This window comes from Mordavella massiliensis, from assembly GCF_016902415.1.
Taxonomy (GTDB): Bacteria; Bacillota; Clostridia; order Lachnospirales; family Lachnospiraceae; genus Merdimonas; species Merdimonas faecigallinarum.
Genome location: NZ_JACJLV010000019.1, coordinates 16,088 through 40,951, shown reverse-complemented (window position 1 = coordinate 40,951; position 24,864 = coordinate 16,088). Strand labels below are relative to the sequence as shown.

The 24,864-nt window shown below is 47.9% G+C and carries 20 protein-coding genes; 1 reads left to right on the top strand and 19 read right to left on the bottom strand.

Annotation, left to right across the window (positions count from 1 at the left end; genetic code table 11):
* Positions 1-30: 30 nt before the first annotated feature.
* From H6A13_RS07170 to H6A13_RS07125, 10 genes are all read right to left on the bottom strand, one after another.
* Positions 31-2,430, bottom strand: a complete 2,400-nt coding sequence (locus tag H6A13_RS07170) for an FtsK/SpoIIIE family DNA translocase (protein WP_204908932.1) — start codon at positions 2,428-2,430, stop codon at positions 31-33.
* Positions 2,431-2,497: 67 nt separating this feature from the next.
* Positions 2,498-3,187 (bottom strand): ClpP family protease, encoded by a 690-nt coding sequence (locus tag H6A13_RS07165; RefSeq protein WP_204908931.1) that lies wholly within the window; start codon positions 3,185-3,187, stop codon positions 2,498-2,500.
* Positions 3,188-3,234: 47 nt separating this feature from the next.
* Entirely contained in the window at positions 3,235-4,515 is a 1,281-nt protein-coding gene (locus H6A13_RS07160) for an O-acetylhomoserine aminocarboxypropyltransferase/cysteine synthase family protein (RefSeq protein WP_204908930.1), read from the bottom strand.
* A gap of 29 nt (positions 4,516-4,544) precedes the next feature.
* Positions 4,545-5,006: a hypothetical protein gene (locus H6A13_RS07155; RefSeq protein WP_204908929.1), complete on the bottom strand. Its 462-nt coding sequence runs from the start codon at positions 5,004-5,006 to the stop codon at positions 4,545-4,547.
* A gap of 7 nt (positions 5,007-5,013) precedes the next feature.
* Positions 5,014-5,745 (bottom strand): YebC/PmpR family DNA-binding transcriptional regulator, encoded by a 732-nt coding sequence (locus H6A13_RS07150; protein WP_204908928.1) that lies wholly within the window; start codon positions 5,743-5,745, stop codon positions 5,014-5,016.
* Positions 5,746-5,797: 52 nt separating this feature from the next.
* Positions 5,798-6,595, bottom strand: a complete 798-nt coding sequence (locus H6A13_RS07145; protein ID WP_204908927.1) for a hemolysin family protein — start codon at positions 6,593-6,595, stop codon at positions 5,798-5,800.
* Between the two features lie 22 nt (positions 6,596-6,617).
* Entirely contained in the window at positions 6,618-6,965 is a 348-nt protein-coding gene (locus tag H6A13_RS07140; RefSeq protein WP_204908926.1) for a type II toxin-antitoxin system PemK/MazF family toxin, read from the bottom strand.
* A 90-nt stretch (positions 6,966-7,055) separates the two neighbouring features.
* On the bottom strand, positions 7,056-8,219 hold the full coding sequence (alr, locus tag H6A13_RS07135; RefSeq protein WP_204908925.1) for an alanine racemase: 1,164 nt from the start codon (positions 8,217-8,219) through the stop codon (positions 7,056-7,058).
* Positions 8,216-9,736, bottom strand: a complete 1,521-nt coding sequence (locus H6A13_RS07130; RefSeq protein WP_338043028.1) for an NAD(P)H-hydrate dehydratase — start codon at positions 9,734-9,736, stop codon at positions 8,216-8,218. The genes alr and H6A13_RS07130 overlap by 4 nt, the downstream gene beginning before the upstream one ends.
* 123 nt (positions 9,737-9,859) lie before the next feature.
* Positions 9,860-10,501 carry a redox-sensing transcriptional repressor Rex gene (locus H6A13_RS07125; protein ID WP_204908924.1) on the bottom strand — a complete coding sequence of 214 codons (642 nt, stop codon included), beginning with the start codon at positions 10,499-10,501 and terminating at the stop codon, positions 9,860-9,862.
* 129 nt (positions 10,502-10,630) lie between these two features.
* On the opposite strand from H6A13_RS07125, the gene abc-f reads away from it, so the two are divergent.
* Positions 10,631-12,550, top strand: a complete 1,920-nt coding sequence (abc-f, locus tag H6A13_RS07120; protein ID WP_204908923.1) for a ribosomal protection-like ABC-F family protein — start codon at positions 10,631-10,633, stop codon at positions 12,548-12,550.
* Positions 12,551-12,571: 21 nt separating this feature from the next.
* Here the strand turns inward: abc-f and H6A13_RS07115 are convergent, their stop codons facing one another.
* The 9 genes from H6A13_RS07115 to H6A13_RS07075 form a co-directional block, all read right to left on the bottom strand.
* The gene (locus H6A13_RS07115; protein ID WP_204908922.1) at positions 12,572-13,771 is read right to left on the bottom strand and encodes an NADP-dependent isocitrate dehydrogenase; all 1,200 of its coding nucleotides are present in this window, start codon (positions 13,769-13,771) and stop codon (positions 12,572-12,574) included.
* A 13-nt stretch (positions 13,772-13,784) separates the two neighbouring features.
* Positions 13,785-14,999: a threonine ammonia-lyase gene (gene ilvA / locus H6A13_RS07110; RefSeq protein WP_204908921.1), complete on the bottom strand. Its 1,215-nt coding sequence runs from the start codon at positions 14,997-14,999 to the stop codon at positions 13,785-13,787.
* A gap of 24 nt (positions 15,000-15,023) precedes the next feature.
* Entirely contained in the window at positions 15,024-15,941 is a 918-nt protein-coding gene (gene ftsY / locus H6A13_RS07105; protein ID WP_204908920.1) for a signal recognition particle-docking protein FtsY, read from the bottom strand.
* A 12-nt stretch (positions 15,942-15,953) separates the two neighbouring features.
* The gene (gene smc / locus H6A13_RS07100) at positions 15,954-19,514 is read right to left on the bottom strand and encodes a chromosome segregation protein SMC (protein ID WP_204908919.1); all 3,561 of its coding nucleotides are present in this window, start codon (positions 19,512-19,514) and stop codon (positions 15,954-15,956) included.
* A gap of 7 nt (positions 19,515-19,521) precedes the next feature.
* A complete protein-coding gene (rnc, locus tag H6A13_RS07095; RefSeq protein ID WP_204908918.1) occupies positions 19,522-20,217 on the bottom strand; it encodes a ribonuclease III in 696 nt (231 codons plus the stop codon).
* A 54-nt stretch (positions 20,218-20,271) separates the two neighbouring features.
* A complete protein-coding gene (acpP, locus tag H6A13_RS07090; RefSeq protein ID WP_204908917.1) occupies positions 20,272-20,505 on the bottom strand; it encodes an acyl carrier protein in 234 nt (77 codons plus the stop codon).
* A 25-nt stretch (positions 20,506-20,530) separates the two neighbouring features.
* Positions 20,531-21,553 carry a phosphate acyltransferase PlsX gene (plsX, locus tag H6A13_RS07085; protein WP_204908916.1) on the bottom strand — a complete coding sequence of 341 codons (1,023 nt, stop codon included), beginning with the start codon at positions 21,551-21,553 and terminating at the stop codon, positions 20,531-20,533.
* Between the two features lie 141 nt (positions 21,554-21,694).
* Positions 21,695-22,360 carry an ABC transporter ATP-binding protein gene (locus tag H6A13_RS07080; protein ID WP_204908915.1) on the bottom strand — a complete coding sequence of 222 codons (666 nt, stop codon included), beginning with the start codon at positions 22,358-22,360 and terminating at the stop codon, positions 21,695-21,697.
* Positions 22,345-24,846: a hypothetical protein gene (locus H6A13_RS07075; protein ID WP_204908914.1), complete on the bottom strand. Its 2,502-nt coding sequence runs from the start codon at positions 24,844-24,846 to the stop codon at positions 22,345-22,347. The genes H6A13_RS07080 and H6A13_RS07075 overlap by 16 nt, the downstream gene beginning before the upstream one ends.
* Between the last annotated feature and the right edge of the window lie 18 nt (positions 24,847-24,864).

Here is a 24,864-nt window from a genome sequence, read left to right as displayed (position 1 = left end):
CATTTTTTCTGATCGTATAGTCGATTCTTCTTACAATGTTTCTTCTACATACTGTTCAAACTCAGCTGATGTCATAAGGATCTTCCGCGGTTTGGTGCCTTCCTCCGGCCCTACCACGCCTGCTTCCGCAAGCTGATCCATGATCCTTGCCGCTCGGTTGAACCCGATCTTAAAGGACCGCTGCAGCATTCCGATCGATGCCTTTTCTTTTTCTATGATCAGTCGTCCTGCATCTACAAAATGGATGTCTCTTTCTTCGTCTTCGGAAGCTGCGCCGCCAATCGTACCGCCTCCGACAGAAGCCGTATTTACGTGCTGTACGATTTCCTCGTCATACGAGGCGTCGCTGTTATTATCCTTTAAGTATTCCACAACGCTCTGTACTTCTTTGTCTGTTACAAAGGAACCCTGTACGCGGGCCGGTTTCTGATAACCGGAAGGATAAAAAAGCATATCTCCCTTACCAAGCAGCTTTTCAGCGCCGTTCATATCAATGATCGTTCTGGAATCCACGCCGGAAGATACCGCAAAGGCGATCCTGGACGGCATATTCGCCTTGATCAGGCCGGTAATTACGTTAACGGATGGTCTCTGGGTTGCCAGTACCAGATGGATGCCTGCGGCACGCGCAAGCTGGGCAAGCCGGCAGATGGCCTCCTCCACGTCTCCTGGCGCTACCATCATCAGATCCGCCAGCTCATCAACGATGATCACGATCTGGGGCATCAGAGCAGGCGTCTGCCCGTCCTCTCCTGCAGGCATCACACGGACTTTCTCATTATAGCCTTTCATGTCACGGACATGATACTCTGCAAATGCCTGGTATCTTCTTGTCATTTCTGCCACGGCCCAGTTGAGGGCGCCGGCAGCCTTTTTCGGATCTGTCACTACAGGGATCATCAGATGTGGAATCCCATTGTAAACGCTTAATTCCACCACCTTGGGATCGATCATGATCAACTTCACCTCTTCTGGAGAAGCTTTGTATAAAATACTCATGATCAGTGTATTGATACATACAGATTTACCGGATCCTGTGGCTCCGGCGATCAGCACATGGGGCATCTTCGCGATATCAGACACTACAACTTTTCCGCCGATATCTTTTCCCACGGCAAAGGAAACCTTGGAGACACTGTTCTTAAACTCAGAAGACTCCAGAAGATCCCGCAGCATTACCGGAGAGTTCTCCTTGTTGGGAACTTCGATACCCACCGCTGCTTTTCCCGGGATCGGGGCTTCGATCCGGATATCTGCGGCGGCCAGGTTCAGTTTAATGTCATCGGCAAGTCCTACGATCTTACTGACCTTTACTCCCATCTCCGGCTGCAGTTCATACCGGGTGACAGAAGGTCCGCAGCTGACATTGGTCACTGTTACCTGCACGCCAAAGTTCTGCAGGGTCTGCTGCAGCTTCATCGCCGTTTCCCGCAGGGATGCATCCGATTCCCCGCTATGCTTTGCGCCCCGTTTTAACAGGGAGATCGGCGGATACCGGTAGGCTTTTGCTTTCTTTTCTGTCTGATTCTTTGCAGCGGCCGCAACAGCGTTTGTTTCGCTGGCAATCTCTTCTGCGTTCATTTTTTTCTTTCCCGGACGGCTTTCTCTTACCATCTCCGGCTCACCGGTTTCTCCTGAAGATTCCGGAACTTTTGCTTCCTCCGGGTAATCCGGGATTACTGTACGTGCGTCGTCTTCTCCTCTGTGGATCGGGAATACAGGCGCCTGGGTATCCTCCGGCTCTGCGCTTAACTCCCGGATCTCCGGCGATTTTTTCTTTAACGTCGTATCAAAGGATACGCCTTCTACATGACGGTCTCTTCGTTTCTGACTCTTTTTGTCCTGAATCTCCCCGGCCCTTCTTCGGATCTCATCGGTCCTAATCGCCTGGGTACGTTCCTTCAGCCTGGCGGCGTCACGTTTTGCTTTATCATAAGCCTTGCCGCTCTGACTCTTTACCCCTTTCAGCGCGGACTTGCCCGTAATGATCACCATGCAGATGATCATCAGTATGATCACTGCCACATATGTACCGGCCGTTCCAATGGCCGGAGTTAATACGCCGGCAAGTCCCTGTCCCAAGAACCCGCCTTTTTTATCTACCAGTTCCAGGAACGTGCAGGCAAGGATCAGCAGCAGGATCCAGGCCCCCGTCTTGATATAAGCCTGTCTGTTTTCACGGTTAGACACAAGAAATGTGACTCCGCCGAATAATAAAAACGGAATCACATAAGCAGCCAGCCCGAATACAAGAAACAGGATATCGGAAAATGTCCCCCCTATAAATCCTCCGAATCCGAAAAGGCTGACTAACATCAAAATACTGACAGCCAGTGTCAGCCAGATAAGAATCTCATCTTTCAGGAAACTTTGAGTTTGTTTCCGTCCGGATGTCTTTTTGCTTCCCTTCTTTTTTGATCTAGAAGCCATACATAAGCTCCCCCTTACTAATTGACAATACTATATATTAGTATATCATTTTTCAGAAAGCCTGTCATTACATATTTTTACACTTTTTCTCCCGCTCTTCCCGGATCATTTCGTGCAGTTTATGCAAAGCATCCCCCAGTCCGCCGACTTCATCGATCAGTCCTTCACGGACCGCGTCCCTGCCCTCCAGAAGGGTCCCCACATCTTTGACCAGTTCCGTGGGATTCAGCATCAGTTCTTCGATCCTGCTCTGCGAGATCCTGGAATGTTCTGCCAGAAAACGGGTGATCCGGTCCTGGGTGCGGATCATATTGCGCAGGCTCTGTGTCACGCCGATAAACATTCCGTTCGAGCGTACCGGATGGATGATCATCGTGCCGCTTGGTACAATAAAAGAATATCTGGCTGCGACCGCCAGAGGCCCTCCGATCGAATGACTTCCCCCAAGGACCAGGGATACCGTAGGCTTCGTTAAAGAGGCGATCATTTCTGCAATGGACAGTCCGGCCTCAATATCTCCTCCCAGTGTGTTCAGCAGGATCAAAAGCCCGTCAATCTCGTCGCTGTCTTCCAGTTCTGCAAGCATCGGGAGAAGATGCTCGTATTTTGTGGCTTTTGTATTTCCGGAAAGGGTCTCATGACCCTCGATTTCCCCGATGATCGTCAGAAGCCGGATCCTTCCCCGCCCCTGATCTCCTTTCAGGTCCAGACTTCCGGTCTCTTTGATCTGCTCCTGCTTATCTGCTTCATTTCCCATAAAAACACCTCCATACTTTCTCTTAGTATGGAGGTGTTTGTAATATTTTATACTTCTTTCAATGCCTGCTCCAGATCAGCGATAATATCGTCAATATTCTCGATTCCTACGCTGAAACGGATCAGATCCGGCTGAACGCCTGCCTCGATCAGTTCCTGATCGTTCATCTGGCGGTGGGTATGGCTGGCCGGATGAAGAACGCAGCTTCTTGCGTCCGCTACGTGTGTTACGATCGCTATCAGCTTTAAGCTGTCCATCATACGTACAGCGGCATTTCTTCCGCCCTTCAGGCCAAACGTGATCACACCGCAGGTGCCGTCCGGCATGTACTTCTGCGCCAGGTCATAATACTTGTCTCCCGGAAGGGACGGGCACTCTACCCATGCGACCTTCTCATGATTCTTCAGATATTCCGCCGCCTTCTTTGCATTGGAACAGTGACGTTCCATACGAAGATGCAGCGTCTCAAGGCCCAGATTCAGAAGAAATGCGTTCTGCGGAGCCTGAATGGAGCCAAGATCACGCATCAACTGTGCGGTGGCTTTGGTGATATAAGCGCCTTTGCCGAATTTCTGCGTGTAAACGATCCCGTGATAGGTCTCATCCGGAGTCGTAAGTCCCGGGAATTTATCTGCATGGGCCTCCCAGTCAAAATTACCGCTGTCCACGATCGCGCCGCCTACGCAGGTTGCGTGTCCGTCCATATACTTTGTTGTAGAATGCGTCACGATATCAGCGCCCCATTCAAATGGACGGCAGTTGATCGGAGTAGCGAACGTATTATCGATAATAAGCGGTACGCCGTGCTTATGAGCCGCATGTGCGAATTTTTCAATATCCAGGACCACAAGTGCAGGATTTGCGATCGTCTCGCCAAAGACAGCCTTGGTATTTTCCCGGAATGCAGCGTCCAGTTCCTCTGCCGTACAGTCCGGATCAACAAAGGTCGCGTCAATTCCCATTTTCTTGATTGTATGAGCATACAGGTTGTAGGTACCGCCGTATAAAGCGGACGCGCATACAATATGATCGCCGGCAGCGGCAATATTCATGATGGCATAAAAGCTGGCCGCCTGTCCGGAAGAAGTAAGCATTGCAGCATAACCGCCTTCCAGATCACAGATCTTTGCAGCTACGGCATCATTGGTGGGATTCTGGAGTCTGGTATAGAAGTATCCGGATTCCTCCAGGTCGAAAAGTCTTCCCATCTGCTCGCTGGAACTGTACTTAAAGGTAGTGCTCTGATAGATCGGAAGGACTCTGGGTTCTCCGTTCTTTGGTTCATATCCGCTCTGGACACATTTCGTTTCTCTTCTATAATCGCTCATAGATGTTTCCTCCTTGTATGATGTTATTCTTATTTATCTGAAGATCTGCCAAAAGAAAACCAGCTTTTCTTAAATCCCGCGGCAATCTTTTCGTAAGTAGATACTCGGATCTCCATTTTTGTCACCTGTTTTTGATTCCAGGAAAGAGCCATGTCCTCTGCCAGCTTTTCGCAGACAGGGTCTCTCGTATACATAAACAGCGGCACAATATAGGCCACCATTGTAAGATTAAAATTCAGCGCAAACTTTTCTCTGTCGCGTCTGGAGAACTTCTGCATTTTCTGATACGCATACTCCGGAATCACTTCTGCCAGTTCAGAGGACGGAATCGCTTTTTCCCCGGAACAGGCGGCGCTGATCCTGGAGAACAGGTTCCTGTGATCCTGATATGCCTCCAGAAATGCCGGACTGTATGTCTTCTTTTTGAACAACTGGATCTTATGTATCATTTCATCAAATAACTGTTCCAGTTCTTGCTTCAGTTCTTCCATGGGCCATTTATTCCTCCCAGTTATGATATACGTTCTGGACGTCGTCATCATCGTCCAGCATATCCAGTGTTTTCTGGATGGAGGCGATATCCTTCTCATCGGTAAGTTCCACATAGGTCTGCGGGATCATCGTCACTTCTGCAGACGCCATCGGAAGTCCTGCCTCCTCCAGCGCGATGCGCACAGCACTGAAATCCTCCGGGGAAGTCAGGATCTCATAACTGTCCTCTTCCTCGGCAAAATCTTCTGCGCCTGCGTCCAGAGCCTGCATCATAAGTTCGTCCGCATCTCCTTCGTACTCTTCTTTGTCAATAATGATCTGTCCTTTTTTATCGAACATAAAGGAAACGCATCCGGGAGTTCCCACATTGCCGTTTCCCTTGGTAAATGCGTTCTTTACGTTGGAAGCGGTCCGGTTCTTGTTATCTGTCAGCGTCTCTACAATGATCGCTGTTCCGTTGGGGCCGTATCCTTCGTAAGTAATATATTCGTAATTTGCCGCATTCGCGTCGCCCTCTGCCCGTTTGATATTTCTTTCGATCGTGTCGTTGGGCATGTTGTTGGCTTTTGCCTTTGCGATCACGTCACGCAGTCTGCTGTTGTTAGCCGGATCAGAACTTCCGCCTTCTTTTACCGCAACTGCCAGCTCTTTTCCGATCTTGGTAAAGATTTTTCCTTTTGCTGCGTCATTTTTTTCTTTTTTGTGCTTAATATTCGCAAATTTTGAATGTCCTGACATTTCTACCTTTCCCTCTCTTCGTATCTTATCTTTTCACACTTTTCCTATTCTATCACTCTTTTTGCTGTTTTTCAATCTTAACTCTCTGGATGATGTTATTATCCACAGATAAAACGGTGAAAAGATATCCTTCGTACTCTACTTCACAGGATTCGTCCTCCTGCGGGATGCGGTCCAGTTTATCGACCAGGAATCCGTTCAGCGTCTCATACTCGTCTTTCTCAAAAGGAATATTTAAAAGATCCCCCAGATCTTCCAGATCGGTCATGCCATCGGCCGCGTAACTTCCGTCGGCCAGCTTTGCCACCATCTGTTCCTCCTCGTCATATTCGTCCAGGATATTTCCCACGATCTCTTCCAGAATATCTTCCATTGCCACCAGTCCGGAGGTCTGTCCGTATTCATCCAGCACAACCACAATGTGGATCTTTTCCGCCTGCATTTTTTTAAATAGCGTATCAATACTTTTGCTCTCCGGCACAAAATACGCCGGACGTATGTAATCGGTCAGATCCTTTACGGGAACCTTTCTTAAGTTTTCGTTCAGATAACAGCTGACTGCTTCCCGCAGATGCAAAAATCCGGTGATCTCATCAATATCTTCATGATAAATGGGGAATCTGGAATAATTCTCCTCCAGCATAAAATGCAGGGCATCCTCCAGAAGTTCCTCCTCGTCTATGGCGGCTATATTTTTCCGGTGTGTCATAATATCTTTGGCGTCTTTATCCATATACCGGAAAATGTTGCGGATCAATACCGCCGCTTCTTTCTGCATCCCTTCGTCCAGCTTCTCATCTTCCACCTGGAAAATATTTTTCATCCGCTGAAATAAACTACCCTCTTCCATAATCTGCTTGTTTACTCCTTTGCTATGTATGAAGCTCCAGGCTGACCCTTAAAGCTTCATCAACTTTCTCCATAATTTCTTTGTCAAGATGGCAGACCATATCCTTCAGCCGCTGCTTATCTATGGTGCGCACCTGTTCCAGCAGCACCACCGAATTTTTAACGATCTGGTATCTGCCGGCGTCGATCTCCACGTGGGTCGGCAGTTTTGCCTTGTTCATCCGTGATGTAATGGCGGCGCAGATAATAGTGGGACTGTGCCGGTTCCCTATATTATTCTGAATAACCAGGACCGGACGGATCCCTCCTTGTTCTGACCCCACCACAGGACTTAAATCTGCATAATAGATATCTCCACGTCTTACCTGCACTTTCTTCACACTCCACTTACTAAAAGATAAGATTAGTATTTCCATCTTTTTCGGAAGTATTCCAAAGCGCCGTAAGAGCGCGGGGTTTTTCTAAAACCAGTCCATCTGTTCCACGACTTCTCCATGACGGATAAATTCCCGCGGGATCCGTTTTCCCAGATCGCAGACAAATTCATAGTTAAATCTTCCCGACAGATCGCTCAGTGTCTCCACAGGGAGAAATTCATCCCCGTCGCGGCCGATCAGCACTACCCGGTCTCCATAATCCGCATCCGGGATATCTGTTACATCCACCATCATCTGATCCATGCAGATCCGTCCCCGGATCGGAGCTTTCTGTCCCCGGATCAGCACATAGCCTTTGTTCGAAAGACTGCGGGGATATCCATCGCCATATCCCACAGGGATCGTGGCCAGTCTGGTCGGACGGTCTGTAATATACGTTCCGCCATAGCTGACCGGCGTGCCTTCCTCCACCCATTTTACATGGGCAGTGTGACTGATCAGTTCCAGCGCCGGCCGTAACGGCACGTTTTCCTTGTTGACCTCTTCGGAAGGATAGAGTCCGTAAGTAGAGATCCCCGCTCTTACCAGATCCATGTTCGCCTCCGGCACGTCGATGATACCGGCGCTGTTTGAACAATGATAATAGGGGAAGGTAACACCTCTTTCCGCCAGCTTCTCTTTCATCCAGAGATACTGGGAAAGCTGCTTTTTCGTAAAGGTCTTATCCGTCTCGTCTGCTTTTGCAAAATGTGTGAAAAGACCTTCCATTTTGATGTGAGGCATCTCGCTCATCCGGACAATATTCTCCACACTTTCTTCATTCACGGGAAGACCGATCCTGGACATGCCGGTGTCGATCTTTACATGGATATGAACATCCTTATCCATACGGCATGCAAGATCTGATACTGTCCTGGTAACCTCTTCCCTGTACAGGGTCATACGGATCTCATGCTCGATCACGGCTCCCCACTGATCCGGAAATACGGTCCCAAGAACCAGGATGGGCTTTTCAATCCCTTTTTTTCTGATGGCCATTGCTTCATCCAACGTCGCCGTGGCATAGCCCCAGATATAGTCTTTATCCTCCAGAAGTCCGGCGATCTGAACGGCTCCGTGTCCGTAACCGTCTGCTTTCAACACTGCCATAATCTTTGTGCCGTCCTGGATGTTTTTCTTCATCATTTCCATGTTATACTCGATCGCATCCAGATCAATCTTTGCACAGACTCTTGTGTATTTGTTCATATCCACTCCTCCTTTTCTTTGGAACAATATTCTATGAGTTCCCCAAAAGCCGGTCCTATATGCTCCAGCAGATCTCTTGCCAGCACACTGTAAGGTCCTTTTTCTTCTCTTGCCAGATCGCCGCATCTGCCGTGGAGATAAGTTCCCAGGCAGGCAGCGCTTTTACTGTCTTTTTGCTGTACCAGAAGTCCGGCAAGGATCCCGGCCAGCACGTCCCCGGAACCGCCCTTTGCCATTGCGGCATTTCCCGTGGTATTGAGTACCAGTCCAAATCCGGGAATTCCGATCAGCGTCCTGGCATCTTTTAAGATGCAGGTAACGGCATGGTTCTCGGTAAAGCTTCTTAAAACGTCCACCCTGTTTTTCTGCAACTCTGAAATGCTGCTTCCGAGAAGTCTTGACATTTCTTTCATGTGCGGGGTCAGAATCGCTGTTTTACCTGCCAGGAACTCCTGGTATTCCGGATGTTCAGCCAGAAGATTCAGCCCGTCGGCATCAATAACAAAGGGACCCTTTCCTTTCTCCAGCGTCGATTTCAGGATCTTTGCCGACACTTCCGAGGTGCCGATCCCGGATCCGATACAGACCGCGTCCGCCCAGGATAACAGTTCCAGAAGCTTTTGCTGCTCATACGACCGGTACGTACTGACGATCGCTTCCGGCGCCAGGGTCTGCAGGATCTCCCGGTTCGTCTCCTCTGTATAGATCTGCACCAGGCCGGCTCCGGTTAAATAAGCGGCCATGGCATTTAGATATGCGGCGCCGGACATTCCCTTGCTGCCCGCGATAATCAGGAGTTTCCCAAAAGTTCCCTTGTGAGAATCTTCGGAGCGGACAGGCAGCATCGCCTGATAATCCTTCCGGTCCATCAGATAGATGCCTTCATGGCAGACCGGATCAGTCGAAATCCCGATCTTCCATGGGATCACACTTCCTGCATAAGATCTTCCCGGAGAAAGCATAAGCCCGGTTTTCTTTTTCTGAAAAGTCACCGTGATATCTGCCCGGAACGCCGTGCCAAGAACCGTTCCGGAGTCCGCAGAGATTCCGGAAGGCACATCCACGGCGAATTTAAGTCCCGAAGAGGCATTCATCTGACGGATCACATCCTGATAAGTCCCTGTGATCTCCCGGTTCAACCCTACGCCGAATACCGCGTCAATGACAATGCTGTACTTCCCGGGCACATACCCGTCAAGGATCCGGACGCCCCGGTCTGTAAGAGCAGTCATCTGGGTTTCGGTTTCCTTCGAACAGTGATCCTTGTTCCCAACCATACAGACCACCGGCTGATATCCCTGTTTCAAAAGGATCCTTGCAATGGCAAAACCATCCCCTCCGTTATTTCCGGAACCGCAGACCACGCAGGGCGCTGAAAGATCAAGATTCTTTTCTGTCATTACCTGCACACAGCCTTCGGCAGCCCGCTCCATCAAATTAAGAGACGGCACACCCAGTGTCTCTATGGTATACCGGTCCGCCCGGCTCATCTGTTTCCCGCTTAATATATAATCCACGAAAGACCTCCCTTTAGCTGTTATATGCGGGCTTCTTCCCGCCCGTTCCCCTGATCTGATATAAAAGAGCGTGTAGCGGCAGGCCATCGGAAATATGGCTGCCGTTACACGCTTTTATCCAACCTATTTATGCTCTTCTTTATAGCGGCTGATGTTATAGGATAACTGCATCAGGCTCTCTGACAGGTGAACATTTTCCACGATCACATTATCCGGCAGGTTTAAATCTGTATGTGCGAAATTCCAGATCGCGCGCACGCCGTTGTCTACCAGCAGATTTGCCACCTCGATCGCTTTTTCCTTGGGAATCGTGAGCACACCGATCTCCACATCATTATTCTGGATAAATGTCTTGAGTTCATCCATCATACGCACCGGCACGCCGCGGATAGACACGCCCTGAAGCCGCGGATTCACATCAAAGATTCCTTTCAGGATAAACCCGCGCTTCTCAAATGCCGTATAATTAGCCAGCGCCTGCCCAAGATTACCGGCGCCGATAATGATGATATTATGGTCTTCTTCCAGTCCCAGGATCTTACCGATCTCGGTGTACAGATATTTTACATTATACCCATATCCCTGCTGTCCGAAACCGCCGAAATTATTCAGATCCTGACGGATCTGAGAAGCCGTGACCTTCATCCGCTTGCTTAAGTCGCCGGAGGAGATCCGTTCCACGCCATTTTCCAGTAATTCCCCCAAATATCTATAATATCTTGGCAGTCTTCTGATCACTGCCCTGGAAATTCCTCTGTCTTCCACTTGCCTTCACCTTCCATGTTGTTTAATCTCACAAATTATTATATAGAATTGTATTTATAAAGTCAAACTTTTAGTTGTATTTTGTCTTATTTTCGATATAATGAAAACGTACGCATGAAGGAGGAAATTATGATACTAGCCTGTCATAAAATCAATAAATCTTTTGGAGAACACGTCATTATCCGGGACGGTTCTTTTCATATTGAAGATCATGAAAAAGCCGCGCTGATCGGATCGAACGGCGCAGGAAAATCCACGCTTCTTAAGATGATCGCAGGAGAACTGCCTTCTGACGGAGGCGATATTGTTCTGACCAGGGGCAAGACCCTTGGCTATCTGGCGCAGCATCAGGAAATGCAAAGCGGCAATACCATCTATGAAGAGGTCCGCCTCGCCAAAGCGGATGTGATCGCCATGGAGCAGCAGATCCGCAGTATCGAACAGGAATTAAAGTCTCTTTCCGGCGACGCTCTTTCGGCCAGACTTGACACCTATACCCGGCTCACCGCCGCGTTCGAACGGGAAAACGGATATGCATACGAAAGCGAGATCGCCGGCGTTTTAAAGGGACTTGGTTTTGATGAGGAAGAATTTTCCAAAAAAGTAGACACCTTGTCCGGCGGACAGAAAACCCGTGTATCCCTGGGCAAGCTTCTTCTCACCAGACCGGATATCCTGCTTCTGGATGAGCCCACCAACCATCTGGACTTAAATTCCATCGCCTGGCTGGAAACGTATCTGATGAACTACCACGGCGCGGTACTGATCGTATCCCACGACCGGTACTTTTTAAACCGGGTGGTCACAAAGGTCCTGGAGATTGAACAAGGCACCCTTACCACTTACCTTGGAAACTACAGTGATTACGCAGTGAAAAAGCAGCAGATCCGTGAGGCCAGACTGAAAGAATATCTGAATCAGCAGCAGGAGATTCGCCATCAGGAGGCAGTCATTGAAAAGCTCCGTTCTTTTAACCGGGAAAAATCAATCCGCAGGGCGGAAAGCCGGGTGAAAATGCTGGATAAGATGGAGCGGGTGGAAAAACCTGTAGAGATGAATACCGAGATCCATCTCACTCTGGAACCGGCCATTGTCAGCGGAAATGATGTCCTGTCCGTGGAACATTTAAGCAAATCCTTTCCCGGACAGACACTGTTTACTGATGCGAACTTTGAGATCAAACGCGGTGAACATGTGGCTGTGATCGGTGATAACGGCACAGGAAAGACAACCCTTCTGAAGATCTTAAATCAGGTGGTTCCCGCAGATACCGGAACCTTTTCACTGGGAACCAACGTGCAGATCGGGTATTACGACCAGGAGCATCATGTCCTTCATATGGATAAAACCATTTTTGAAGAAATCTCTGATGATTATCCTTCCCTTACCAACACCCGGATCCGCAGCATCCTTGCCGCTTTTCTTTTTACCGGGGACGATGTGTTTAAACGGATCGGGGATCTGAGCGGCGGTGAACGGGGACGGGTCTCCCTTGCAAAGCTGATGCTCTCAGAGGCGAATTTCCTGATCCTGGACGAGCCCACCAACCATCTGGATATCGTGTCCAAGGAAATCCTGGAAAAGGCGTTGAACGATTATACCGGCACAATTCTCTATGTCTCTCACGACCGGTATTTTATCAATCAGACTGCTACCCGCATCCTGGAACTGACCGGACAGACTTTTGTAAATTATATTGGAAACTATGATTATTATCTGGAGAAAAAAGAGGAACTGACATTGGCCTACGGCATTGACGCTTCTGCTTCTTCCAAATCCTCTCCTGCCCAGGAGGAACCTACTGCTTCCAAGCTGGACTGGAAAGAACAAAAGGAAGCCCAGGCCAGGGAGCGTAAACGGCAGAACGAACTGAAAAAGACTGAAGACCGGATCACTAAGCTGGAGGAACGGGACGCAGCTATCGATACATTGATGACGCAGGAGGAAGTATTTACCAACTCTGTGAGATGCCAGGAACTGGCTGCAGAAAAAGCACAGATTGCAGAAGAACTGGAAGCGCTTTACGAAAAATGGGAGGAGCTGGCTTAATTGCCTGCTCCTCCTTCTTTCTTAAGATAACTTCTTTGCAATTTCTTTGATAAAATCTTCGCTATTGAGCACGGTTGGATTCGGGATGGTCGTGATCAGAGCCAGATCTTTTGTCATACTGCCTTCCTCAATGGTATCGATCGTCGCCTGCTCCAGCCGGTCCGCGAACTCCATCAGTTCAGAGTTTCCATCCAGTTCTCCTCGTTTACGGAGCGCCCCTGTCCATGCAAAGATCGTAGCCACGGAATTGGTAGAGGTCTCCTCTCCTGCCAGATGTTTGTAATAGTGACGCTGCACCGTGCCATGGGCAGCCTCATATTCATAGTATCCTTCCGGAGATACCAGAACGGAGGTCATCATGGCAAGGGATCCGAATGCGGAAGACACCATATCGCTCATCACATCTCCGTCATAGTTTTTGCAGGCCCAGATATAGCCGCCTTCGGACTTCATCACCCGCGCCACCGCATCATCGATCAGCGTGTAGAAATAGGTGATCCCGGCCTTCTCAAACGCTTCTTTGTACTCCGCATCGTAGATTTCCTGGAAAATATCTTTAAACGTATGGTCATACTTTTTCGAAATGGTATCCTTGGTTGCAAACCACAGATCCTGCTTTGTGTCCAGCGCATAATTGAAACAACTTCTTGCAAAACTTTCTATGGATGCATTGACATTGTGCATGCCCTGAACGATCCCCGGGCCGTCAAAGGTATGGACCAGTTCTCTTTCTTCTGTTCCGTCTGCGCCTGTATAGACCAGCTCCACTTTTCCGGCTCCCGGAACTTTCATCTCAGTCCCTTTATAAACGTCTCCGTACGCATGTCTTGCGATCGTAATCGGCTTTTTCCAGTTTTTCACACAGGGTTCAATACCTTTTACCACGATCGGCGCACGGAACACTGTGCCGTCCAGGATGGCACGGATGGTGCCGTTGGGGCTTTTCCACATTTCTTTCAGATCATACTCGCTCATACGGGCGGCATTGGGGGTAATCGTAGCGCACTTCACCGCCACCTTATATTTTTTTGTGGCATTTGCGGAATCAATGGTCACCTGATCATCCGTCTCATTGCGGTGTTCCAGTCCAAGATCATAATACTCGGTATTCAGCTCAATAAAAGGTTCCAGCAGATGTTCTTTGATCATCTTCCAGAGGATCCGGGTCATCTCGTCTCCGTCCATCTCTACGATGGGCGTGGTCATCTTAATTTTAGTCATCTCTATCTTCTCCTTAATATAATTTTGCTCCGACTTCTCTTGGACGGAAGTTCTGATCTTCCAGCGCCTTCATGATCTCATGTTTATGCTCGGTTCCAAAAGCTTCCATGGTGATCCGAAGTTCCACTGCAGCATTGCGGTTGGTGCTGACAAACTGATTATGATCCAGCTTGATTACATTTCCCTGTGCATCGGCAATAGTCTGTGCAACCCGTACCAGCTCGCCCGGTTTATCCGGAAGCAGCACAGATACAGAGAAGATCCGGTCTCTCTGGATCAGACCGTGCTGTACGATGGAGGACATGGTGATCACATCCATGTTGCCGCCGCTTAAGATGGATACGGCCTTTTTCCCCTTCAGATCCAGCTGTCTCAAAGCGGCAACTGTCAGAAGTCCGGAATTCTCTACGATCATTTTGTGGTTTTCCACCATATCAAGGAATGCGCCGATCAGTTCGTCGTCTTCCACAGTCAGAACCGCGTCCAGATTTTCCTGAACATAGGGGAAGATCTTGTCGCCTACCCGTTTTACGGCAGTACCGTCTGCGATCGTGTTGGCGCTGTCAAGGGTCACCGGTCCGCCGTTTTCCAGAGCAGCCGTCATACTGGCCGCAGCCGCAGGTTCTACCCCGATCACCTGGATCTTGGGATTGAGCATTTTCGCAAGTGTAGCCACTCCGGTCACCAGTCCGCCGCCGCCAATGGGCACCAGGATATAGTCCACTGTCGGAAGTTCCTGGACGATCTCCATAGCAATCGTTCCCTGTCCGGTTGCGATATCCAGGTCGTCAAAAGGATGCACAAAGGTACAGCCTTCTTTTTCGGCCAGATCCAGCGCATATGCGCAGGCGTCATCGTAGACGTCTCCGTGAAGGACCACTTCTGCTCCATAGCTCTTGGTGCGGTTCACTTTGATCAGCGGAGTAACTGTCGGCATTACGATGGTGGCTTTGCAGCCGAATTTCTGCGCCGCAAAAGCAACGCCCTGGGCATGGTTGCCTGCGGAAGCGGCTACCAGACCCTTTTCCCGTTCTTCCGGCGTCAGCGTACTGATCTTGTAATAAGCTCCACGGATCTTATACGCGCCGGTATGCTGCATATTCTCCGGTTTTAAATAAACCCGTCCGCCTGTCTGTTCGCTTAAATATTCGCTGTAGACCAGTTTGGTCGGTGAAGTCACCTCTTTTACCAGTTCGCTTGCCCGTTCAAATTTTTCCAGTGTCAGCATTTCCATTCCTCCTTCTTTTGTTGATTATTCTGCAGTAAACAGTGCATTTACAAAAGTATCTGCATCGAATTTTTGCAGGTCGTCAATGGTTTCTCCTACTCCGATATATTTTACCGGTATCCCAAGCTCTGCCTGGATCGCAACAGCGATCCCGCCTTTGGCTGTACCGTCCATTTTTGTCAGGATGATGCCGGTAATATCTGCCACTTCGTTAAATTCCTTCGCCTGCTGCAGCGCGTTCTGACCCGTGGTAGCATCCAGGACTACTAATGTTTCCCGGAAAGCCTCCGGAAATTCCCTGTCAATGATCCGGTTCATCTTCTTCAGCTCTTCCATCAGGTTCTTCTTGTTATGAAGTCTTCCGGCCGTATCGCATAAAAGCACGTCTGCATGTCTGGCCTTTGCCGCTGCAACGGCGTCATAGACAACTGCCGCCGGATCGGAGCCTTCCTGTCCGCCGATCAGTTCTGCCTGCGCGCGGTTCGCCCACTCTTTCAACTGTTCGCCTGCAGCCGCCCGGAAGGTATCTGCCGCAGCCAGCACTACCTTTTTCCCCTGGGCCCGCAGTTTTCCGGCCAGTTTTCCAATGGTGGTCGTTTTTCCCACACCGTTGACGCCGATCACCATGACAACCGAGGTTTTCTCCTCAAACTCGTATGCCGTCTCTCCTACATCCATCTGCTCTTTGATGCTGTCGATCAGAAGCTGCCGGCATTCCAGAGGCTCCTTGATGTGGCGTTCTTTTACTTTTTCCCTTAAATCTTCCAGGATATCATACGTAGCCTGTACTCCCAGGTCGCCCATGATCAGCACTTCTTCCAGCTCTTCGTAGAAATCTTCATCTATCTTTGTAAAGCCGTGAAAAATGCTGTCCATCCCGGATACAATATTATCTCTTGTTTTACTAAGTCCGGAAACCAGACGTTTAAAAAAATCTGCCATATCCTTCCTCCTTTACTGATCCAGCTGGTCTTCCAGAAGACTTACGGAAACCTGGGTGGACACGCCCTTTTCCTGCATGGTGATACCATAAAGCCTGTCTGCAGCTGTCATAGTGCCCCTTCTGTGGGTGATCACAATAAACTGCGTGTTCTTTGTCAGTTTATGCAGGTATTTTGCAAATCTGCCCACATTGTTATCATCCAGGGCCGCTTCGATCTCATCCAGGAGACAAAACGGCGACGGCTTCAGGTTCTGGATGGCAAACAACAGCGAGATCGCGGTCAGTGCTTTCTCACCGCCGGATAACTGCATCATATTCTGCAGCTTCTTGCCCGGCGGCTGCGCGATGATACGGATTCCCGCTTCCAGGATATCCTCATCCTCCATCAGTTCCAGCGTTCCTTTTCCGCCTCCGAACAATTCTTTAAATACGGTATCAAACTCACTTGCGATCCGCGCGAACTGTTCTTTGAATTGTTTCCGCATGGCGGTATCCAGTTCTTCGATGATCTGTACCAGCGTGGCTTCTGCCTCCACCAGATCGGCATGCTGTCCCTTCAGGAATTCATATCGTTCGGAAACACTCTTGTATTCTTCAATAGCATTTACATTTACGTTTCCAAGTCCGCGGATCTCACTTTTGAGTTCCTGGATCCGTTTTTTCATTTTAGACAGATCTGTGAGATTCGGATCTCTCAACTCTTTGGCGTGGTTGTAGGTGATCTCATATTCTTCCCACATATAGTTGATCTGCTTTTCTGAAGCCGACTCGCCTGATTCTTTCTGGCTTTCCAGACGGAAGATTTCCTTATCAAGAGAAGACATGTGTTTGGATAAGGTCTCCCGGTTCTCCAGAAATGACTTGTGTTTCAGCGTCAGTTCTTCTCTGTTCTTTTTGTATTTTTCAATCTCCTGCCGGATCTCTGCAAACAATTCGCCGGAATCCTCTATGGTCTGGCGAAGCTCGCTGATCTGACGTTCCTTTTCTTCAATCTCTCCGGAATTTTCCCCTCTGTTTTCTTCCAGCTGGGAAAGTTCCTGCCGGAATTTGTTGCTTTCCTCTTCGATACGGTTCAGATTTTCTGCCAGGAACGCATATTTCTGCTCCAGAGCTGCATAACTTAGATGGATCTCTTCCGTAGCTTTTTGTCTCCTGGTTTCCAGCTGCTGCTCTGTCTCCAGCTTTTTCTGCATTTCTTCAATCTGCGTGGTCAGCTCTTTCTCCAGGTTTTCTGACGTATCCAGTTCAACAGTAATAGACTCCTGATTGTCCATGATGTCTGTGATCTGCGCATCCAGTTCATCGGCCTCTTTCTGGGTGCTTTCTGCCTGGCTCTTTGCGCTCTGCATCCTGGACGCCGCCTGATCAGCGTTCATCTTGGCCGTATTCTGGATGACATAGGCTTTCCGGAGTTTTTCTGCGATCTCATCCGTCTTTTCATAATATCCGGTCCGTTCTTTCCGAAGCTGTTCGGACTGCTCTTCCAGTTCGTCCATTTCTTTTTTCAGCTGACGGACTGTCTTCTCAAATTCTTCGATCTCCCGGCGTCTGCTTAAGAGATTGCTGGAATTTTTAAATGCTCCGCCTGTCATGGACCCGCCGGGATTGATCAGTTCCCCTTCCAGAGTAACGATCCGGATCGACTGGTGATATTTTCTGGCGATCGCGGACGCGTGATCAATGTGGTCTACCACCAGGGTTCTGCCCAGAAGATAGTCTGTAAGCTTCTGATACTTTGCATCTGCCCTGGCAAGCGTATTGGCCGTTCCGACGACTCCAGGCTCTTTTAACGCAGCCTGCTGGCTGATGCCTGCCCCCTGCCGGATACTGGTCAGCGGAAGGAACGTGGCCCGGCCGAATTTATTCTTCTTTAAGAACTGGATCATCCGCTTCGCAGTCTCTTCATCCTCTGTCACAATATTCTGGATGCTTCCGCCAAGCGCGGTCTCTACGGCGATCTCATACTGTTTGTCAACTTTGATGATATCAGCCACAACGCCGAGAAGACCCTTCTCTTTTTCTTTATGATCCATGACCTTCCGGATACTGTTTCCATATCCGTCGTATCGTTCCGTAATATTTTTTAAGGATTCCAGCCTGGACTGCTCCCTGTGATATGCGGTCTGGCCGATCCGGAACTGCTCCGTCTGTTTTGCCAATATCTTCTGGATCTTTTCGATCTTTTCCTCGTAAGTCGCATTTTCCTGAGTCAGTTCCCGGATCTGTTCTGATATGCGTTCCAGTTCCGCAAGATATTCTTCCTGCTTTTCTTTCTGCTGTCCGTACTCGCTTCCGGCTTCCAGGATCTGCTGATGCATTCTGGCCTTTCGTACCTGGATCTGCTCCAGCATGGTATCGTATTTTTGAATCTTCGCCTTTGTAGACGCCCGGCTGCTTAAAACTTCCATCACTTCATTCTGATGCTGTTCAATTTCCGCCGAAAGATCCGCGATCCTTGACTGCACCTCCAGAAGAGCCGCACCCGCCTCATCTTCCAGCGTTTTCTGACGGTTCATCTGCGCGTCGATCTCTTCCTGCTCCTGCAAAAGTTCCTGACGGCTTTTCTCCCGGTTCTCAAGTTCTGCAAGAACCGTCTGCGCCCGCTGGTCATAATGGGCATCATTCATGTGTGCGCTGTGGATCTGCTCTTTTAAGAGCTCGATCTGATTTTCCAGCTGCTGCTTTAAGAGGCTCGTCTCATTGAGCTGGCTCTTGGCCTTTTCGATGGAAGCGTCAATATTGTCCATCTGTTCTTCTACCGCATCGTACTCCGCTTTCATAGCGTCGTACTGCTGTCCGGCCTCGCCAAGCTCCGCCCGGGTATTTGTTAACTTCTCTTCGATATCAGCGATCTGCTCCTGGATCCGTTCGGTCTCCAGAAGAAACATATTGATATCATACGTCTTAAGTTCTTCTTTTTTCTTCAGATATTCTCTGGCAGTCTCCGCCTGCTTCTCCAGAGGTCCGGCCTGCTTTTCCAGTTCGGCCAGGATATCGCTGACACGAAGAAGATTCTGGCGCTCTTCTTCCAGTTTTTTCAGAGAAGTATTTTTCCTGCGCTTGAATTTCACGATTCCGGCAGCTTCGTCGAATAATTCCCGTCTTTCCTCCGGCTTTCCGCTTAAGATCCGGTCAATCTGACCCTGTCCGATGATCGAATACCCCTCTTTTCCGATACCGGTATCGTAAAATAATTCATTAACATCTTTTAATCTGCAGGCCGCGCCATTGATCAGGTACTCGCTTTCTCCGGAGCGGTACAGCTTTCTTGCCACCGTAACCTCTTCGTAGTCAATGGGCAGCTGGTGATCCGAATTGTCAAGCGTGATCGCTACAGATGCATAACTTAAGGGCTTTCGGTTCTCGGTTCCGGAAAAGATCACGTCCTGCATGCTCCCGCCTCTTAGCTGCTTGACTCTCTGCTCGCCCAGCACCCAGCGCACGGCATCGGCCACGTTGCTTTTTCCACTGCCGTTTGGTCCCACAATACCGGTAATCCCGTTATGGAAATCAAATTTGATCTTATGGGCAAATGATTTAAACCCTTGTACTTCAATACTTTTTAGATACATACCCCACCTACTTTATATTTTCTTGATGCAGCTTTAAGATGCTCCGGTATGCCGCTTCCTGTTCCGCTGCTTTTTTGGTCCTGCCTTTTCCTGTGCCCAGGCAGTCTCTGCCGATATACACAGCGACCTCAAAGGATTTGTTGTGATCCGGCCCTTCTTCATTTACCAGTTCATACTGGATATGCTCCCTGAAATGAGCCTGCACGATTTCCTGAAGGATAGTCTTGCTATCAAAAAAGAGTTTCCGGTGTTCCAGATCGTTCAGTACAAATCTGTGGATAAATTCTTTTGCATTAGCAAAACCACCATCCAGATAAATGGCGCCGATCAGCGCTTCCATGGCGTCAGAGGTGACAGAATCTCTCTGTCTTCCGCCTGTGGCGTCTTCTCCTTTTCCCAGAAGCAGATACTCTCCAAGTTTTAATTCTCTGGCACAGAACGCAAGAGAGGGTTCGCATACCATGCTTGCCCTGGTCTTAGTCAGTTCCCCTTCCGGCATGTCCGGGTGGGCGTGAAATAAAAATTCACTGGATACCAGTTCCAGCACCGCGTCTCCGAGGAATTCCAGCCGCTCGTTACACTCATGTTTGGGAAGCTGCTTTTCATTAATATAAGAGCTGTGCATCATGGCTTTCTTCAGAAGACTCCTGTCATGGAAGGCGTATCCGATCTTTTCTTCTAACTGTTTTAGTTTCTGATCCATAATAATGCCTCATAAAATGAAAAAGCCCGGCAGGGCTTTTTCACTCCTTATCACTTAGTTATTTGTCGCCTTTTTGATCTGCTCTACAGCGTCTCCGACTGTGACGATCTTCTCAGCTTCATCGTTATCAATTTCAATATCAAAGGTTTCTTCTATCCCCATAATGATCTGGAAAATATCCAGTGAATCCGCGCCCAGATCATCAACAAATTTTGTGTCCTCTGTAATGTCATCAGCCTCAACATTCAACACGTCAGCAATAATTTCTTTTAACTTTTCAAATTCCATACCTCATTCTCCTTTTTCTTATTTTCTATTCTTCAGCGGCAGCTTCCGCTTGAATACTTTCTCTGATCTTTTCATTGATCTTCTGCTTCTTAAAGGTTACACACTGTACAATGGTATTACTGATCTCCTTTGCCTTGGAACTGCCGTGGGTCTTGACGACCAGACCGTTCAGACCAAGAAGAGGCGCTCCGCCGTATTCCGCAGTGTCAAATTTTTTCAGCGTGCTTTTCAGCGCCGGTTTTACTAAAAGAGCGCCAATCTTGCTTCTGAAACTTGACATCATGCCCTTTTTCACTTCGCTGATCAGCGTTTTGCCTACGCCTTCAAACAGCTTCAGGATAATATTTCCCGCAAAGGCCTCGCAGACGATCACATCCGCCGTTCCTCTGGGAATATCCCTTGCTTCCACGCTTCCGATAAAGTGAATACTTTTCTCTGCCTTGAGAAGCGGGAAGGTTTCCTTTACCAGCGCATTTCCCTTTTCCTCTTCTGCGCCGATATTCACAATGCCTACCTTAGGGTCTTTCACACCTACCACATGCTCCATGTAGATGGATCCCATCTTGGCAAACTGAACCAGGTGGGAAGGTCTGGCATCCACATTGGCTCCACAGTCGATCAAAAGCGATACCCCGTTTTCCGTCGGGAACAGCGGAGCAAGCGGCGGACGCTCCACACCTTTGATCCGGCCTACGATCACCTGGCCGCCCACCAGGACAGCTCCGGTACTTCCGGCCGACACAAAGGCATCCGCCTTTCCTTCTCTCACCAGCTTCATTCCTACCACAATCGAGGAATCCTTCTTTCTCCGGATCGCGTTCACCGGCGGCTCTGCCATCTCGATCACTTCAGAAGCCGGAACAATCTCCAGACGTTCCTTGTCATAATCATATTTACTCAATTCACTTTTTACAGCATCTTCCCGGCCAACCAGGAACAGATACAGACTCTTCTCTCTTGACAGGGCATCTACCGCGCCCTTGACAATCTCGGCAGGAGCATTATCTCCGCCCATCGCATCCAAAGCGACCTTTGTAATCTCTGCCATTTTTCATCCTCCTAGCAACTTCAAGGATAATTCTACTAAACATTGGGGTAAAAATCAATAGTGAAACATGGAAATGGGGACGTAGACCTTTTGCAAAGGTCTACGTCCCCATTTCCATTTCAGGGTGTCCCAAATTGAATTTCAGGGTGTACCCGTTACAAGTTTTCCATTTATCAGATTGTAATGTTTTTTACTTGTTTTTGCGAATTCCATGTCATGCGTCACTAACAGTATTGTTTTTCTTTCTTTTTCATGTAATCTTTTCAAAATAGATTGAACTTTTTCCTGGTTTTTTTCGTCCAGATTCCCTGTTGGTTCATCGGCCAGAAGAATATCCGGATCATTCATCAAAGCTCTTACGATTGCTATTCTTTGCTTTTCTCCGCCGGAAAGTTCTTTTGGATATTTTTTCAGAAGCTTTTCTTCTATTTCAAGATACTGGCTTAATTCGTATGCTCTGCTTTTTACCCGGCTCCCTTCTTGTTTTTCCAGCAGTCCCGGAAGCAGGATGTTGTCCAATGCGGACAGATTCTCCAAAAGAAAGTAATCTTGAAAAATAAATCCTATTTTTTGTCTACGTATATCTGCTAATTCGTCCTTCCACAGATCCGCACTCTTTATTCCGTCGATGATAACTTCTCCTTCTGTAGGCTGTTCCAATAGTCCGATGATTTTAAGGAGGGTTGTTTTTCCGCTTCCGGATCTTCCGGTTATAGAAATATAATCTCCCTGGCAAATTGTAAGACTGATTCCTTTCAAAACTTCCCCGTCATATGTTTTTGTAATATTTTTTAATTGGATTTCCATATGGACTCCCTCCTTTTCGTCCGATATATAAGCAGATAAACAGCCAGATATATTCCCCATATCAATATTAGGATCAATACAAATCTTTGTCCTTCACTCCTGCTCATATCCCGGAGATAACAGGTCAGTACCGCAATCAAAGATGCCAGGATATATGCATGTATAAGCGGATCGAAAAACTGTCTTCTGTATTCTTTCCGGCAGTTCTTGATTTCTTCACTTCTGCGGATCCCAAGATGAAATAATAATGTACGCCGCTTTTTACGTTCCTCTTTTTCAAATTCCAGCTTGATCGTTTGAATCAGAAAAAGACTCATCAACAACATAACCGTTTCCATGAACAATGCAGCCATGATCAATATGCGTTCGGATTCCACATCGTCTACCTTAGTATTTTTACTGTAATATGGTTGTATTAATCTTGACCAGGAAGAATCTGATTTATGATTTTCTGCAAAAACTGACAGTTTTTCTTCAACCTGTTTGCGTGCTTCTTCTTTTACCCGGAGCAAAACAAGTTCAGAGGGCCCTTCTTCCCGTCTGATACTATTAAAATAAGAGTCTGAAAAAACCACCAGATTTTCCTGAAAACCGCCTTGAAACACACCTGTTAATATGGCTCGCTCTTCGCTTTTCACCTGTCTTGGCGGATATTCCTGTTCCCGGAAATGATAGTCATAATATCTTAGAGGCTGACCGATACGAATATATGGTTTTTTTCGATCCATAAACCAGTCCAGAGGATGGGCCTTTACGGAAAGATCCTGTTGATATACAATATGTATCTGTTCCTTCTCTAAAGAAAACTCTTTGGGCGCCACTTTGATTTCTCTGCAAAGTTTCTGGTAGGTGGTCTGTGATATGCCAATATGCTGTCCTTGCGGCCAGATCACACTCATATAATAATTGTTCGCCACGTCTATCCAGTCTGTTGCTTCTCCCTGCACCGTTGTCACTCTGGTCATAGGAAAGTTCAAAACCTCAGCCAGCTGATTCTTTTTTAGTTCTTCAAAAAGAGGAGTATCCTCCGGATATGCTATACAGACATAATCATAGGGATACAGTTTCTCAGCCGGCGGCGCCGCAAGAACTCCTGCCATTTTAATTGAAAGCACAGCAAGAAATACAAAATGGACAAAAAATAACGCTGCTTTTGCACCAATATTTTTCAGGAATCCGCTTTGCAGAGGGATCTTTTCCATAATCTGACTAAATGTTTCCGAACGGTCTTTGTATACATTTCTTTTCCAACAGTAAAATGCAACGATGAATAAAACATTACTTCCCGCAATCCCGATTAGTAAGGAATAGATACTCTCCGCATTTCTTCTCTGTCCATAACTGATAACATAATATATCAGCCCCGTTACAGCAAGGAGTCCTAAAAAAGCCGCCATTCTCCTTCCTGGAATCCATTTTACATTTCTTTTTCCTGCGCCTTTCAAACTATCATTCGTGACAAAGATCGCTGATCCGGACATCAGCAAGAAGAAAAGCATTACCAGAAAATAGATTTCCAGGGGGATACCAGACGGTAACTTCCAGTGAAACTGTTCATTAAGGATCACGGCTGTACCGCCATAGACTCCTGTTCCGATCCCTGTGCCGACTAATAAAGAACAAAGGACCATCAAGCCATATTCCAGCCCCTGTATCATCATTTTGGCTTTTTCTCTGGCGCCCAGTACCCATAACATCCTTTGCCGTTCCCTAAGTCTGTCAATATAATAAAAAATGGTAATCGCCTGATAAAAAAGATAAATCAGGACAACCATGAAGACTGCATCCGATAATATTCCATTCAACCCCTGTGAAGGCAATTCGTCCGTTATGCCATACCCTTTTCCAAGCGTTGTTTTCATTGCAAAAAGGAACAGCATAATTCCCAATAACGCGCTGTTCCCTGCACAGATCAGAAATAGAGCTCTCTTTTGATGCCTTGTCTCTCTCCACATAATTCTCAGCAGTTGGACATCATATTTCCCCGGAAAGGAAAGTCTCTTTTTACGTTCCGCCTTTTCTGCCGCTTCCTTCTTGCGCTGAAACTCCCACTCTTTCGTAAAATCCTCGTATTCCTGCGCATACTTTTCAACCATAAATTCTGTAAAGATCAATAATGACGAAAGGAGCGCCGCCGGACTTGGCATGTATCCTCCAAAAGAAAACATGGTTGCAATATAGACCAGTTCCGCTCCATAAATCAGACCCGTAACTATCCTGCAGGAACGGTGAAACAACATAAGGACTGCCTTTACACCCGCGCCAATTCCTGCCGCCAGACCAAAGACAAGAAAAACCGGGATAAAATATGCGGAAGCAGTAATCTTTACAAATTCTCTTAACTGATCTTCGAAAAAGACAGATCGATAAAATGCAAAAAGGGTGTACCAGTCTTTCCCGATCCTCAGCCACGGAAACAAAAGCATCCCGGCCACAAGAAAAAGAAGAATGATACACACCATTTTTAATGCCCTTTTTTTATTCATATGATTCCCTCCTGCAGT

Excerpts from the sequence above, each read along its gene's own strand:
- H6A13_RS07170 (WP_204908932.1), bottom strand. The coding sequence starts at position 2,430 with ATGGCTTCTAGATCAAAAAAGAAGGGAAGCAAAAAGACATCCGGACGG.
- H6A13_RS07165 (WP_204908931.1), bottom strand. The coding sequence starts at position 3,187 with ATGGGAAATGAAGCAGATAAGCAGGAGCAGATCAAAGAGACCGGAAGT.
- H6A13_RS07160 (WP_204908930.1), bottom strand. The coding sequence starts at position 4,515 with ATGAGCGATTATAGAAGAGAAACGAAATGTGTCCAGAGCGGATATGAA.
- H6A13_RS07155 (WP_204908929.1), bottom strand. The coding sequence starts at position 5,006 with ATGGAAGAACTGAAGCAAGAACTGGAACAGTTATTTGATGAAATGATA.
- H6A13_RS07150 (WP_204908928.1), bottom strand. The coding sequence starts at position 5,745 with ATGTCAGGACATTCAAAATTTGCGAATATTAAGCACAAAAAAGAAAAA.
- H6A13_RS07145 (WP_204908927.1), bottom strand. The coding sequence starts at position 6,595 with ATGGAAGAGGGTAGTTTATTTCAGCGGATGAAAAATATTTTCCAGGTG.
- alr (WP_204908925.1), bottom strand. The coding sequence starts at position 8,219 with ATGAACAAATACACAAGAGTCTGTGCAAAGATTGATCTGGATGCGATC.
- abc-f (WP_204908923.1), top strand. The coding sequence starts at position 10,631 with ATGATACTAGCCTGTCATAAAATCAATAAATCTTTTGGAGAACACGTC.
- H6A13_RS07115 (WP_204908922.1), bottom strand. The coding sequence starts at position 13,771 with ATGACTAAAATTAAGATGACCACGCCCATCGTAGAGATGGACGGAGAC.
- ilvA (WP_204908921.1), bottom strand. The coding sequence starts at position 14,999 with ATGCTGACACTGGAAAAATTTGAACGGGCAAGCGAACTGGTAAAAGAG.
- ftsY (WP_204908920.1), bottom strand. The coding sequence starts at position 15,941 with ATGGCAGATTTTTTTAAACGTCTGGTTTCCGGACTTAGTAAAACAAGA.
- smc (WP_204908919.1), bottom strand. The coding sequence starts at position 19,514 with ATGTATCTAAAAAGTATTGAAGTACAAGGGTTTAAATCATTTGCCCAT.
- rnc (WP_204908918.1), bottom strand. The coding sequence starts at position 20,217 with ATGGATCAGAAACTAAAACAGTTAGAAGAAAAGATCGGATACGCCTTC.
- acpP (WP_204908917.1), bottom strand. The coding sequence starts at position 20,505 with ATGGAATTTGAAAAGTTAAAAGAAATTATTGCTGACGTGTTGAATGTT.
- plsX (WP_204908916.1), bottom strand. The coding sequence starts at position 21,553 with ATGGCAGAGATTACAAAGGTCGCTTTGGATGCGATGGGCGGAGATAAT.
- H6A13_RS07080 (WP_204908915.1), bottom strand. The coding sequence starts at position 22,360 with ATGGAAATCCAATTAAAAAATATTACAAAAACATATGACGGGGAAGTT.
- H6A13_RS07075 (WP_204908914.1), bottom strand. The coding sequence starts at position 24,846 with ATGAATAAAAAAAGGGCATTAAAAATGGTGTGTATCATTCTTCTTTTT.